General features: G+C 50.7%; 9 protein-coding genes and 1 pseudogene. 6 read left to right on the forward strand and 4 right to left on the reverse strand.

Annotated features, from left to right (window positions below; translation table 11 throughout):
- Positions 1–13 precede the first annotated feature (13 nt).
- The 3 genes from AWR36_RS10450 to AWR36_RS10460 are packed head-to-tail and all read right to left on the reverse strand — an operon-like array spanning position 14 to position 4,096.
- Positions 14–1,081 carry a lipocalin-like domain-containing protein gene (locus AWR36_RS10450; protein WP_067084502.1) on the reverse strand — a complete coding sequence of 356 codons (1,068 nt, stop codon included), beginning with the start codon at positions 1,079–1,081 and terminating at the stop codon, positions 14–16.
- Positions 1,074–3,434, reverse strand: coding sequence for an ABC transporter permease (locus AWR36_RS10455; protein ID WP_067084504.1), 2,361 nt, complete (start codon positions 3,432–3,434; stop codon positions 1,074–1,076). The genes AWR36_RS10450 and AWR36_RS10455 overlap by 8 nt, the downstream gene beginning before the upstream one ends.
- Complete coding sequence (locus AWR36_RS10460) at positions 3,410–4,096, reverse strand: ABC transporter ATP-binding protein (protein WP_067084505.1); 687 nt, start codon at positions 4,094–4,096, stop codon at positions 3,410–3,412. The genes AWR36_RS10455 and AWR36_RS10460 overlap by 25 nt, the downstream gene beginning before the upstream one ends.
- Positions 4,097–4,716: 620 nt before the next feature.
- On the opposite strand from AWR36_RS10460, the gene AWR36_RS10465 reads away from it, so the two are divergent.
- The 6 genes and pseudogenes from AWR36_RS10465 to AWR36_RS10490 all read left to right on the forward strand — a co-directional run bounded on the left by AWR36_RS10465 (position 4,717) and on the right by AWR36_RS10490 (position 12,127).
- Entirely contained in the window at positions 4,717–6,834 is a 2,118-nt protein-coding gene (locus AWR36_RS10465; RefSeq protein ID WP_082679536.1) for a DEAD/DEAH box helicase family protein, read from the forward strand.
- A complete protein-coding gene (locus tag AWR36_RS10470) occupies positions 6,831–7,055 on the forward strand; it encodes a hypothetical protein (RefSeq protein WP_067084511.1) in 225 nt (74 codons plus the stop codon). Before AWR36_RS10465 ends, AWR36_RS10470 begins: the two co-directional genes overlap by 4 nt.
- A complete protein-coding gene (locus tag AWR36_RS10475; RefSeq protein WP_082679537.1) occupies positions 7,052–9,190 on the forward strand; it encodes an AAA family ATPase in 2,139 nt (712 codons plus the stop codon). The genes AWR36_RS10470 and AWR36_RS10475 overlap by 4 nt, the downstream gene beginning before the upstream one ends.
- A 10-nt stretch (positions 9,191–9,200) precedes the next feature.
- Positions 9,201–9,632: a hypothetical protein gene (locus AWR36_RS10480; protein WP_067084515.1), complete on the forward strand. Its 432-nt coding sequence runs from the start codon at positions 9,201–9,203 to the stop codon at positions 9,630–9,632.
- 403 nt (positions 9,633–10,035) lie between these two features.
- A pseudogene (locus tag AWR36_RS10485) lies at positions 10,036–11,165 on the forward strand (IS3 family transposase).
- 2 nt (positions 11,166–11,167) lie between these two features.
- Positions 11,168–12,127 (forward strand): DNA phosphorothioation-associated putative methyltransferase, encoded by a 960-nt coding sequence (locus tag AWR36_RS10490; RefSeq protein WP_082679539.1) that lies wholly within the window; start codon positions 11,168–11,170, stop codon positions 12,125–12,127.
- A 32-nt stretch (positions 12,128–12,159) separates the two neighbouring features.
- Here the strand turns inward: AWR36_RS10490 and AWR36_RS10495 are convergent, their stop codons facing one another.
- On the reverse strand, positions 12,160–14,073 hold the full coding sequence (locus tag AWR36_RS10495) for a ParB N-terminal domain-containing protein (RefSeq protein ID WP_067084522.1): 1,914 nt from the start codon (positions 14,071–14,073) through the stop codon (positions 12,160–12,162).
- Between the last annotated feature and the right edge of the window lie 5 nt (positions 14,074–14,078).

A 14,078-nucleotide genomic window follows, 5' to 3' on the forward strand; every position in this document is an offset into this window, starting at 1 on the left:
CCAGCGGCAGGCTTCAGCTCCCATAGCCGGTCATTTCCAGATAGCCCTCACCGGCGTGACTTCCACTGACGGTTACCGGTCCCTCCCAATAGCGCAGGGCGCCCGGATTCCAGTAATCGCCGGGCCAGGACTGGACTTTCAGATCCAAGCCGGCCGATGGCACCTGCAACTGCCAGGTTACTGGCACCTCGCCATAGCGGCTGTTGCGGGTTTCCAGTGGCTGCAGGGTGAAGTCGTTGGCAGTCAAGGTTCGGGCGCTGCCGTCGGCGGCGACTAAAGTGGCGGAATAGAAATCCTCGTCACCGCGCACCCGGAACGCCATCAGGTGGCGGCCGTCTTCCAGGTGCAGCGCCATCCAGTCCCAGCCTGTCTGGTCGGTTTTCAGGTACTGGCTGCTCCACTCCCGGTCGAACCAGCCCTTCCCACTCACCGCAAAGCGCTCACCGTCGATCTGCACCTCGCCCTCGATCGCCAGCTGTGGATAGCTGAAATACATCGAGCCGCCGCCACCGGCGGACTTGGCACTGAAGCCCTGCTCGCCGTTCAGTATTGGCGGCAATACCGGGCGCAATTGCAGCTGGTAACTGAAGCCCTCGTCTTGCACCGCCAGGGTCCATTTGCCCTGCTCCGTGCTGGCCAGCTGCCAGTGATCGATCCAGGCGTTGAACGGCTGCGCGGTAACGCCGGCCTGTCCGGTGCCGCCGCGGGCGGCGCGGTCCGCGAATCGATGATCGCCAGGCCGGCTCAGCGCGGCGTGGGCCAGCCAGAGTTCATCCAGCTGCCAGCCCGGCTTTTCCCCTTCAAATGGTCCCGGCCGCAGGCCGTTGCGGAACAGGGTCCACTGCACGCCGAAACGCTCGCCGTCGGCACTGCGCAAGTTGGCGGTGAGATACCACCACTCGAGGCGGTACTCCGGGTGTGCGCCCAGATCCCTTGGGAGACTGACGGTCATGCCCGAGACCGCTTGGCGGAAACCCTCCGGCGGCTCATTCAGGGCACTCATGGAGTTGCCATTGTCGGCCCGCTCGCCACAACCGGCCAGGAACAAAACGATCAGAAGGAAGCGGATAGCGCTATTCATTCTTCAGCGTCTCCAGCCGTACCGGGTCGCCCACCAGCGCGCCCACGAACGCGCCGATGGCAAGGCAGGCCAGCCACACCTGCAACCAGAAGCCAGGGTACAGTTTCAGCGGCAGTGCCCAGCCAAACGCCGCGGGGTTCACCTGGGCGACCAGGACCCAGCCAAGGAAAATCCCCATTGGCGTTGCCAACAAGGCCAGCAAACCGGTGACCAGCATGCTGTGCACAATCAGCCGCCGACGGAGATTGCTGCGCGGCACACCATAGACATGCAGCAGGGTGTAGCTGCCCTGACGCAGGCGGAAAATCACCAGCCCCATCAGCGCCAGCGCGGTACCCGCCAGGGCCAGCGTCAGGGTGTTCAGCATTTGGGTCATCTGGAAGGTGCGGGCAAAGGCAGCGTTGGCCGCCTGTTTCAGGCCGGCCTGGTCGCGCAGGCGGCTCTCAGCCAGCCAAGAATATTGCTCGGGCCAGTCCTGCCAGCCGGTGTTGCTGAGGTCATCCACACCCAGCACAAAGGTCGCATAGCGGCCGGGGAGTGCCTCGGGCACAGCGGTTATCGGCAGCAGCAGCTCCCCTTCCGGCCGGCCGTAATCCGCATAGATCCCGATCACCTCCCGCGTCTGAGCTTCGGTACCGAGGCGGAACTGGACCCGATCACCCACAGCGAGGGATTGGCGGCGGGACAGCTGCTCGTTGATCAGCACACCCCCGGTTGCCAGCCTTTGCCATAGGTCCGGCACGGCATTGAGAAAAGGCCAGTCCTGCAATAGCGGCGAACTTGGGTCCACCGCGAAGATATCCACCGGCAGCTCCCCGAGCACACCGCGGCCGCGCACCATCGGCAATACGCTGGTGACGCCGGGCAGCGCCTGTAACTGGCGTTGCCATTCCTGCGCGGTCACCGGCTGACCCGGGTCGAGATAGAGATCCCCCTGCAGGCGCTGGTCGAGCCAGCGACCAAAGGTGGATTCAAAGCCGGTAACCATCGCCTGCACACCGATGGCGGTGGCGATGGCAAAGGCCAGTGCGGTCAGCGGCAACTGCAGCACCCGGCACAGGGCACGCATCTCAGAGCAGGACCACTCCAGCAACGATCGCCGCGCGCGGTGTTCAGCATAGGCGAGCAGCCGGTTCAGCAGTTCCGGCAACAGCAGGCCGGCGCCGATCAGGCAGCCGGTGGTGGAGAGGAAGATCAGCCACAGCCGGTCTGTGGATAACAGCACCGCCAGCGAAACCGCCACCAGCGCCAGCGCCGCCAACCAGCGCCAGCCCGGCATCTGTTCTCCGCCCGCCGCACTGCGGTGGCGGAACATCAGCAGGTCCACACAGGCCCAGCCCACGACCAGAGCAAGGATCAGCACCATGCCGAGCCAGGTTCCCGCCGTGGGCCCGCCCTGCGTCAGGGTGTCGATATTGAACAGCCCGCTCAGCGTGCCCTGGAATCCCTGCGCCATGGCCGATGCCAGCCAGTTGCCCAGCCACAGCCCCAGGCTGCCGCCGATCACCGCGATCACCAGCACTTCTGCCACCAGCGCCAGGCGTAATTTGGGAGTTGGCACACCGCAGCGCACCAGAATCTCCAGCGTGCGGCGGCGCTGCTCCAGCGCAAAGCGATAGACGCTGCGCACCAGCAAGGCGGCCACCAGCAAGGCCAGCGCGCCCAGCGCGTCGAGGCTGAGCAGGAAGGCCTCCACCAGCGGGTCCGGCTCCACGCCGTAATCCTCCACCCGGGCGCTATAAGCCTCGGGCAACGGAATGCGCTCCACTTCTGTCGCCGGCAGCAGAAGCTCCAGCGTTGCGCGACCCGCCGCTGCCAGCATGGTCGCAACGGAAATATCGGTGAGCAGCTGCCCGCGCGGCAGCCCTTCTGTCTCTTTAAGTGGGTAATCAGCCAAACCCGGCAGCGACAACTGTTGCCAGGTCTGCAGATCGGCGGCATTGCCCAGCAGCGGCGGATTATCGAGTTCGGTAAACAGCGATTCGATCGCCGATGTAGCGTCTCCTTGCTGTTCACTGTACTGGCGCAGGCAAGCGGCACTGAACGGATCGATACCGACAACAGTCGGTGCATCTTCTTCCGGAAAGCGCACCTGGAGGCGCGGTGCCGCACACAGCCCGGCCCGGCGCAGCTGCGCAAAATCTTCCACCGTCACCGGGCCGCCGTCTGATCGCACCACACTCAACAGCGGTTCCAGCGCCGCGCGGGAGCGGCTGACGGCATCCTCGGCCGAACCGGTGAGTGAGCGCACACCACTCCAGAGCATGGCGGCGCACACCAGGATCAGCAGCAGGCCCGCCAGCTGCCCCGGGTGGCGGCGGTAATGGCTTATAAAGACGCTGCCGAGTCCCATGGGTGCAGGGCTCCTTCCCGCAATTCCAGAATCCGGTCGCAGCTGCGCGCCAGCTCCGGGTTATGGGTAACGATCAGCGCACCCACATTGCGCTCGCGGATGGCATCGAAGAACAGCGGGCTCACCCGCTTGGCAGTCGCCTGGTCGAGGCTACCGGTGGGTTCGTCGGCCAGGATCAGTCGCGGCTGCATAGCAAAAGCACAAGCCAGCGCCGCCCGCTGCCGCTGGCCGCCGGAAAGTTGATCCGGGTAACGATGGGTGGTGTCGGCAATATCCAGCTGTTCTAGCAAGGCATCGCCCTCATGCGCCTGCAGGCCGGCCAGCCCGGTGCGAAAAGCGATATTGCGGGCGACAGTCAGGGTGGGGATCAGGTTGCCATCCTGGAACAGGGTGGCGATGCGGGTGCGGCGCAATTCGGCCCAGTCAGCGTCGGTCAGCTCGGACTGATCCCGGCCAAACACCTGCAGCTGGCCGCTGTCGGGGCGCAGGAGGCCGTTGAGCAGGTTCAGCAGTGTGCTCTTGCCCGAGCCCGAGGGGCCGATGACCGCAACAGCCTCGCCGGACCTAAGTTCCAAAGATAGGCCGTGCAGAACAGATATTTGCTCGCGGGCAGCCCGGTAGGATCTGTTGAGATCCCGTGCCTTGATAAGGACGCCATCCATGTACTTGTTGCCGTATGTGGCTTTAATGTGGGATGCAGGCCCGACAAGCCTATCGGACTGCTCACCAGTTATCAGAGCTCGAAGGATAACCTTTACTGTTCCGGCCCACACTAGTATGCAATTTAGGCGTTGTCATCTATTGCCGACGATCAGCGTTACCCCATTAAACGTGACGTCTTTCACATTCCCTTGTAACATCTATCGCCTAAAAAACGGCGCTTACAAGACTGTTAAGGCAGAAGAAAAATGGATAGAAAGCCACTCCAACACCACTCCGGGCGTGTATTTTTTGTACAGCGACCAGAAATAACCCCAACTTGCGTTGTGTTTAAAGGACACCCTGCATATTTGGGTAACCACCCGCATGCTAGGCTGACCCGCACGTCTAACAACGAATGTTCAGCACCCAGCCCTTCCCTCCCTTTAACTGATCCAAATGTAACGATTGGCCTTAGCAATCATCTACACACGAGGTGGGCCGCTTGCCGTACTTCAACTAGTTTAAACGCGACAATTAATACTTTTTGTATGAGCGCGCTTCACCGAGGCGACAGCCACATCAATGCAGCCAAGTCTCCTTAAGCCTCAGTTGTATTAGGCAATGGTAAATTAGAATAACAATGGAAACCCTCGAAGTACTCAATAAATTAGAACCTATCTATTTTGCTAATGAACATAACCTCGACGAAGAGGTATTTGGCCCAATCTGCCAAACAAGTGACCACATTCGGTGCATGACCGGATATTTTTCAAGCGGCTCCCTGAGAGAATTAGCGCAGTCATTGAGTCACTTTTTAAAAACGCAAAGTACGTCGATTAAGTTTATTATCAGTCCAAACTTATCTCAGGAAGATGCAGAAGCTTTACGAAACGCCAATTCTTCAGATAAGAACCTTATCCCTCTATTATTCCCTGGTTTTGAGCCAACAGAAGATAACCTACGGACGAGGTCTGTCGAATCACTCGCTTACCTTGTCGCAACTAGGCGAATTGAATTTAAAATTGCGATTCAAAAGGATGGCTTATTTCATACCAAATGTTGGTTATTCGATACTGAGCATGGGCGGCTATCTGTGCATGGCTCAATCAATGCAACACAAAATGGGTTTAGCGTTAATACAGAGCAACTAAGTATCGATAAAGAGTGGGATGGGGAAAAATCACGCAAAGTTATTTCTGCCATATCGAAAAAATTCAATACTCTTTGGGCGAATGTAAGCCAGCATGTTACAACATTCGATATTAATGATCACACACTCAATCATCTCTGTGAGATTTATCGAAATAAATCACGGGAAGGCCTTTCTCAGAGAGAAATACAACAGCGCTTAGAGTCTTGCCTGATACAAAAAGGGGAAAAAAGACTATTGCGTCGTTTAAAAATACCAGACTGGCTTAATTACCAAACAGGCCCTTATTCCCACCAGGGCCAAGCTGTTTCTTCCTGGGTTGGTTCGGGTCGAGGCATTTTATCTATCGCAACGGGTGGTGGTAAGACACTCACATCACTCGTCGCAGCTACGCTAGCAACGCACCAAGAAGAGTCGCTACTCGTAGTCATCGCTGTACCCACTAAAGCATTGCTAGACCAATGGGCAAAAGATGTAGCACATTTTTCAATCGAGCCCTTTAGTAGTTTTGGCAAGACAGGTCGTGACACAAAGCGCGCACTAAAGGGGATGCTAAGAAATTTACGTCTAGGAATCTCAAAGAACGAAGTTTTAATCGTGACCCATGCGGCACTTAAATCAGACTTAGCGGATGACATAGACAAAGCTAGCAGTAGGGTTCCTATTATGCTAATTGGTGATGAAGTCCACAATCTCGGCAGTAGTGGATTCAAGGAGGCTGCACGGGAGAGCTTCAAATATCGGCTCGGGCTTTCTGCCACTGCTGTTCGACAATTCGATGAGGATGGGACTGCATTTCTTACTGACTACTTTGGCCCCGTTGTTTATGACTTCCCATTAGATGCGGCAATTGGCAACTGCTTGGTTCCCTATGAGTACCATGTCCATCGGGTAGTTTTGGATGAAAATGAAGAGGAGGCTTGGTCAGAACTGACCCATCAGATACGGCAGCTTGCCTACGCGGCAGAGCTACCTGACACAGCAAAAGAAAAGGAGAGGTGGAAACTTCTCTGTCTTCAAAGACGAAGAATCGTAGAGTCTGCTTCAGGGAAAATCGCCGCGCTAGCACAATCGCTACCAAAAGATCGAGAAGACATTAAAAGATCATTAGTTTTTTGCACTGACAAAGATCCAGAGCAGCTCTTAGCCGTCAATGCGCTTCTCACAAGACGCTCTATCAATTTTCATCAGGTTACCGCTGAAGAGACGGCATCAAAGCAGCTCCTAGTGAACATAGTCGATTCTTTTAGCGATGGTTCACTTCAGATCTTAACTTCAAAGCGGGTTCTTGATGAAGGATTTAATATACCCCAAACTGAAACGGCCTACTTACTCGCAAGCAATACTGTTAGAAGGCAGTGGATTCAGAGGCTAGGCCGCGTGCTGAGATCAAGTCCAGCCACGAATAAAGATCACGCAATTATTCATGACTACATTGTTATACCTAAGGTTAATGATGGTGAAATAGACAATGATTTAGCATCACTAATTAAAGGCGAATATGAGCGAGTATCGTTTTTTTCAAAGTTAAGCAGTAACGGCTTAGAGAAGAATGGATCGCTTTCAATCATATCCGAACTAATCTCATTGATGGAGAATAATAAATGAGCATAGGTTATAAAAAGATCTCCGAGATGATTATTGATGAAATCAATGGCATTGATCATCTCAATGAGCGGCAGAAAGGTCGACTTGAACAGCTTTGCAATAAGATTTACATGCTTGAGGCTAGCAGCAACCATAATGCATCTTCGAAAATAATTGATGACTTAATTGGAGAGTTGTCTATGGCAGCAGATAGAATCAAAGATTTAGGAGAAAATGCGTGAAACTTATTAAAGCTCACATTAGGAATTTTCGCCTATTAAAAGATTTACTACTCGATTTCTCGACCGATGATAATAAGAACGTTACGGTTATTCGGGCAGCTAATGAAACTGGAAAAACTACTTGTAAGTCAGCTCTGCTGTGGGGACTTTTTGGTGATAAAGCGCTCCCTGGAGAGGGAAAGAAATTTCCTTTGTTTCCATCAGATATGCGAGACACCCATGATCGAGTTGAAACCAAAGTAGAGGTCGAGTTCGAATCAGATCAAGTGGTGACTATCGGTCGTGGCGCGCACGAACTCCAGAAAAAGCACTATCGCCTAACTCGCTCTTGTTATGAGTATCCCGTCGATGGTGAGCGAGTAAGGCGTGAAGCAAACTCGGTAACACTTTATGAGATCAAGCCCGAAGGCACAGATAGAGTTCTAGACTCCCATATTGATAGTGTCATCGAAAGCTGTATCCCTATCGCACTAAAAGACGTTTACATTACGGATGGTGATGCCGCCATGTCTTTTATTGAGGCTGCTGCGACTCAAGGCGTCAAGAGGAAACGTGTTAGTTCTGCTATCGAGTCTCTACTAGGATTGGACTTATTAAAAAGGACTAGCTCGCATTTGTCCCGAGCTGCTAGTCGATTCAGCTCATTAATCGACAATACGGACTATAAAGCCAAGCTTGAACTCCTTAACAACCGCATCCTCTCTTATGAAGAAGATATTAACGATTGGGAATCCGAGCGAAAGGATCTAGAGACCTCTATCAGTGAATCTAGCATTGAACTTAGTTCGACAAGAAAGAAGATCGAGGACTTACTCAGGCTAGGGGATAAAGGCAAACTTGTTGAAAAAATGCAAAAAACAGTGCGCAGTATCGAAAAAAGTAAAGAGGGCGCTAGCCGTGCACTTACAGACATTTCAAGCCTGACTAATTCTAGTGATCTTTCTGCGGCCCTAATTTCAAAAACAGCCAAGAAAGGGATGGAACTGCTCAACGCAATGAGCAGCCAAAAGCAATTACCCAAAGTTAATGTACCAATCTTGGAAGAGCTATTAGACAGAGACAAATGCTTTTGTGGTTCAGACCTATCGAAGGAAACTGATGGCGGTCAAAAGGCCAGAGCCTCAATTGAAGCTTCGATAGAAAAAAGTCGGGCCGCGGATACAATCCAGGAATCCGCTACAAGTCTCTTCTACTCTGTAAGAAGTGAACATTTTGACGAGTGCAGGAAGGAGCGCTGGCTTGAGAGCTATGCCTCTCGCACGCAAGACTATATGGATCATAACTCCAGGCTTTCTGGTGAACAAAATGAACTCAAGCGGCTGAATGCAGAGAAAGATTCCATCGATGATTCAGCATTAATTTCATTACGTGAGCTTGAAGACCAGCTTTCCAGTAAGCTTAATTCTGCGCGGATAAATCAGGGGCAGTTAGACAGTAAAATCGATGATGCACGGATGCGCAAGAAAGACGCAGAAGATGATCGGCGAAAGATAGAGAAAAAACTTAGCAAGACTGATTCATCAAGCGACAAGTTAGCAATAGCGAGAACCACTCAAAATCTCTTTGATCGAATCGTTGATCGGCTTCTGAAGGAAGAGCTGCGTAAAGTTAGCGACGAGATGAATCGTATTTTCCTAGAGATGATTGGCTCGGATCCCGATGCTAATGAACTGACAATGATTACTGGTGCAGAGCTGACTGAAGATTACGATATTCTCGTCTATGGCCCAAGCGGTCACCCTCTGAACCCAGACCAGGATCTTAACGGTGCTTCACGACGGGCTATCACACTCGCATTCATTCTGGCTCTTACCAAGGTGAGCCGTGTTGAAGCACCAAATGTAATTGACACTCCCCTCGGAATGATGGCGGGGTATGTAAAACGGTCAGTACTGGAGCGAACAGCTAAGGAAGGATCCCAGGTGGTTCTGTTTCTGACGCATGATGAAATCGCAGGGGTCGAAGATATCTTGGATGTAAAAGCTGGAAAGATCTTCACGCTAACCAATCCAGCACACTACCCACGCATGCTGGCTAATGAACCCCAAGTTTCGGACTCTCGGATTCTTCGCTGCGAGTGCGATCACCGCTCTACTTGTGCTGTTTGTGAGCGACGTACCGGTACTTTTGCCTGAGGAGAATTTGATGTCCAGTAATCCATTTGCCAGTTTCAACTTAGAAATTCCCAAAAAATATAGGGATTCGGTACTAAGCTTCAGCCAGACAAGTGGCACTAAAGCATCAGCTGAATACGCCCCTTTCAAGCGCCAAGTAGACTTTTGGTATCTTGCCTTTCTCATTGGAATTGCAAAAGAGTTAGATCCTGAGGATGAAGCAGATACCTACAATGCTATTTCAGGAACCATCTTTGGTAGTGACCCTCATAGAATTGCCCATATGCAGATCGCTTACTTAGGTCGCACCGGTAGTGTTGAAGGTCTTGCTGAACATCGGAAGGTATTTGATTTTTGCCTGGGCGTTGCCAATGCTGCTATGCCAGTTCTTCTAGCTATTCTCTCTGAACCCGACGAGCGTCCGCTATGGTCATTGCTCGATGAATTAGAGAATCTGATGTGATCATAAAGGAAGGTAGGCACACCGTGCCTACCAGCCTTCTTTTGCACGTTTTAGTAATCACCTTCAGAACCGAACTCTCTGTGTTCTTAGTCATTCCTTTCCCAAATTTTATGATCGAAAATAACTTGTGCACAACTTGATCAGTAGTGCGCTGGGATCATGGAGGAACAAGCTCCGTCGCACCTCAATGCTGTTTAACATCATCGCGATGTCGTTCTAAATTCCTCAATAAACCCCGAACTGCACCATTAGCAACGGTTACAAGTACTTACTAATCCTCTTTCAGCACATTTTGTCGAATCTAGCGCCAAATGCTGAGGCACAGTTCAGTATGCTGACCTGCCCCCCACTTTCTAGTTCACTTAGCTTCTAGTAATGTTCATCTCCTGAGAGGAAGATGGACATGAAGAAGCGATTCACCGAAGAGCAGATTATCCCGATCCTGAAGGAGGCCGAAGCCGGCATTCCGGTCAAGGAGCTCTGCCGCAAGTACAGCATCTCGGATGCCACCTTCTATACCTGGCGCAAGAAGTACGGCGGGATGGAGGTGGCGGAGGCCCGGCGCCTCAAGGCGCTCGAGGAGGAGAATGCTCGCCTGAAGAAGCTGCTCGCCGAGTCCATGCTGGATCAGGAGGCACTCAAGGCCGCCCTTAACCGAAAGTACTAACCGTCGGGAACAAGCGCGAGGCCGTGCGCACCATGCAGTCGGAGACGACTATCTCGGAGCGCAGGGCCTGTTCACTCGTCGGGTTATCCCGCGCATCCATGCGATACCAGCCCCAGAAGGCCGCTGAGCCAGAGCTGGTTGAGCGTACCAAGGCAATCGCCCTGTAGCGGCGCCGCTTCGGCTACCGGAGGGTACATCAGATGCTCAGGCGAGAGGGGCTACAGGTGAACCACAAGAGGGTCTATCGGCTCTACCTCGAGGCAGGCCTCGCAGTGCGCAAGCGGCCAAAGCGCAAGCGCATCATGGTTGAGCCACAACCGCTTGAGCTGCCGGAAGCGCCCAATGAGGTCTGGTCAATGGACTTCGTCATGGATGCAGAGGCCAACGGCCGGCGCATCAAATGCCTGACCATTGTCGATGACTGCACCAAGGAGAGCCTCGACATCCCCGTAGCCAGAGGCATCTCTGGCCACCAGGTGGCGCGCACACTGGATGCCATAGCTGCCTTCCGGGGCTACCCGAAGGCGATCAGAACTGACCAGGGGCCGGAGTTCACCAGTAAGGCCCTGGACCAGTGGGGCTATGAGAATGGCGTTAAATTGAAGTTAATCCAGCCGGGTAAACCGACTCAGAACGGCTACATCGAGAGCTTCAACGGCAAGTTCCGGGACGAGTGCCTCAATGAACACTGGTTCCGGGATCTGGCACATGCGAGAGAAATCATCAGTATCTGGCGGCAGGACTATAACGAGCAGCGGCCACACTCATCCCTCGGCTATCAGACGCCGGCTGAATTTGCTGCGGTACTGAGACTGGATAAAAAAGAATCAACCACCACGGACATTACTAAGAAGACGCTGGATTAGATATTGGGGACAGGTCAACCAGTAGGAACACCTTTCAGAAGTACTATTCACAGCTTGAATTTCGAACTTTTCTTGAGAAGAATCTTAAACAGAATGTTGTTGCTGTGGGACAAGGTATTTTTATAGTTTTCCGAGAAAAACTAGAAGAACAAAAATTTCTCCTTGAGCGGCAACATATCAGAAGGGATTGGCATCAACTCACTCAACGTGAGATACAAGCCCGCAGTGAAACGATAACGAACGGCATCTTAGATAGGAATATTGAATTATTTACCGACTTCTGGGAAACGTGTCTCGACCTCGGGCGCATACCCGCCAATTCTGAGTGTGAGCTTTCTCCGCAGATCCGACGAATTGCAGGGTCTCATAACAAGGCTCACCAAGCCCTAGTACGCCATTTTGGAGCAAAACTATTTAAGGACGCAGAAAAGAAACGTCGTGACGATCTGATCGTCTATTTTGCTCTTGGCTTATTTGACAAGCGTAAGCCACAGACGAAAATGCCAGAGAGCTTGCGAAGAGATATCAGGTTCCTTTTTAGAACTTATTCAAATGCTATCACGCAGGCACGAAATGCACCTTTTTCAGTTGCGGATCCTAAGCTAATCGAAGAAGCCGGCAGGTCCACTTTTGAGGATCTTCAGCATGGAGAGTTTATTCAAGGACATAGCTGGATAATCCACAAAGACTTATTAGACAAATTGCCTCCTATATTACGCATTTATATTGGCTGCGCCTGTCAGTTATTTGGTGAGCTTAAAAACATCCATCTCATCAAGATTCATTTCACATCAAGAAAAGTTAGCTTATTGCGTTATGATAAGTTTGAGAAAAAGGCGCCCTTGCTTGAAGAGCGCATAAAAATAAAAGTTCGAGAACAAGAAATTGATTTTTTCACTTATGGTGACCTGTTCGAAAAGCCTCCGCTTGAAAATAAAATTAATTTTTACCAGCAACAATAAATAAGATAGTGACTTTGATTAATCTAATCTCTCTATTCAAATAGTACCTTTACCTTTTCGGTTATTATCGATTCCTTGAAAGCAACGACTTTTTGCGCCACCTCGCTTCTTTCATCGTAATCCTCGATTATCCCCTGCTTTTCCAACATCTTCTCATGTTTAGAGATTAGCTTTTCTCTGTCTGAGAACGTAAAAGATACACCGTCCTCTACTGAGGTTATAAGATCGACAATAATACTATTCAATAAGTTTACAGCTGGCTTACCATAATCGATCTCACCGTTGATTTTTTTAAGTATACCTCTCCAAAATTCCTTACCTACGTTGGACGACTTGACAATAGGCTTAGACTTCGAAGACACCTCAAAGCTGAGTGCAAACAAGGACTCCAATGGAGATTTCGCGGGGCATAGTACTTCGTATAAGTCGTTAAATAGCTCGACAAATTCTTTTGTTGCATCAAGGAGCTCTTGCGTATCATAGCCGGCTCGATCTAGAAAATTTTCAAATAGACACTTAAAAACTGCCTTCTGCCCCATTACCGTATAAAAAATATTGGTCGAGGAGATTTCTTCAAAACCTTTCTCATACTGATCAATTTTCTTTGCTAACGATTTATTATCTTTCCGAAGCTTTTCCCTTCGACCTCTGAAAGAGCGGTAATACTCATTCAGCTCACTGTGTGTAGTAAGAACACCATGTTCCTCAGCGTAATTTATAAGGTCCGCATATGGCCCCAAGTTTCGATATACATACCTAATAGAAGGGAGATACAGTTCCTTGAAGCGATTTTTCAATAATGAAGCAACTTTTGCACTGTAGGAAAAAAGAAATGAACTCTCTTCTTCATCATCTGTATCATTATCTGCGTCTGAAACTGCGGATGCATACAAACTAGATAGGCATTCCGACTTTCCAAATTGGGCCTCAATTTGTGGATCCGGGAGCAGCCAAGTGTCGATTTTTTTTAGCCATTTTTTTACATTACGCTGATTGATTCGGTCGTCCACAGACGAAAGCTTAGCCCCGTCAAACATTGCCGATAAGAGAACTTGCCGTATAACCAGCACACCTGATATAGAGTTATTAGACCGATGCTTCCCGCCTTCACATTCCCAGTCAATTAATTCAGGTGGAAGCACTGGATCGAATCCGTCATTGGAATCATCGATTAATGCTTGGGTAAATGTAGATAGCGCATCCCGGTCGTCCATAATGACTAATCGTGATTCGTCAACTTCAACCGGCGTATGGTTAATTGTTACAAATAGGTCCCTTGCAACCGCTGTCGGAGCCTTATCTGTCCGCTCACATATACCGATCAAATCGATTAATGTGATCGTTAATGAGCACTCATTAAAAGACTTATCTATAGCGACAGCCTCTTGTAACGCTTTATAGCGATGTTGACCATCGATTATTACTGCGGACACTTTATTGCGATCCCAGACTAAGTCACCACGCTCCTCATCAAATTCAATATTATAAATACCCCCAACAGGTGAATCGGGCTGCTGGTAACCTTCATCCTCATAGCTATAAGGTGTAAAGACACTACTACTCAAAGCCTTCAAGCCGTCACTGTCCGCTTCGTCATACGTATCGGTTGGAATATAAGAATCATCCGTCGGAATTAATACCGCAATTAACGGAGGAAAGTATTTTGTATTCCCTTTTGCAAGCAAATAGTCATGGGCTATCTGGGATGCACGCTTATGATCTAATTCACGCTGGATTAAAGTGCTTATAGGCCAATCCTGAACATTGTTTAGCTCTTCAAAAACTTTAAAATCCCTGTGGAGTGCTGAAACTTTTATATTTAACGAATAGACCTCAACAAGATCCTCGTCATAACCGAAATTTGTCTTAAAGTATGATCCCGGAGCCGAGAAATCATATTTAGCAGTATCAACTGACTGTATCTTTGACTTCTTCTTTTTTGCCATTTCTA

Source organism: Microbulbifer flavimaris, assembly GCF_001641755.2.
Taxonomy (GTDB): domain Bacteria; phylum Pseudomonadota; class Gammaproteobacteria; order Pseudomonadales; family Cellvibrionaceae; genus Microbulbifer; species Microbulbifer flavimaris.

Coding starts and splice junctions, on each gene's coding strand:
- AWR36_RS10480 (WP_067084515.1), top strand. CDS start 9,201: ATGTCCAGTAATCCATTTGCCAGTTTCAACTTAGAAATTCCCAAAAAA.
- AWR36_RS10470 (WP_067084511.1), top strand. CDS start 6,831: ATGAGCATAGGTTATAAAAAGATCTCCGAGATGATTATTGATGAAATC.
- AWR36_RS10450 (WP_067084502.1), bottom strand. CDS start 1,081: ATGAATAGCGCTATCCGCTTCCTTCTGATCGTTTTGTTCCTGGCCGGT.
- AWR36_RS10455 (WP_067084504.1), bottom strand. CDS start 3,434: ATGGGACTCGGCAGCGTCTTTATAAGCCATTACCGCCGCCACCCGGGG.
- AWR36_RS10465 (WP_082679536.1), top strand. CDS start 4,717: ATGGAAACCCTCGAAGTACTCAATAAATTAGAACCTATCTATTTTGCT.
- AWR36_RS10460 (WP_067084505.1), bottom strand. CDS start 4,096: ATGGATGGCGTCCTTATCAAGGCACGGGATCTCAACAGATCCTACCGG.
- AWR36_RS10495 (WP_067084522.1), bottom strand. CDS start 14,073: ATGGCAAAAAAGAAGAAGTCAAAGATACAGTCAGTTGATACTGCTAAA.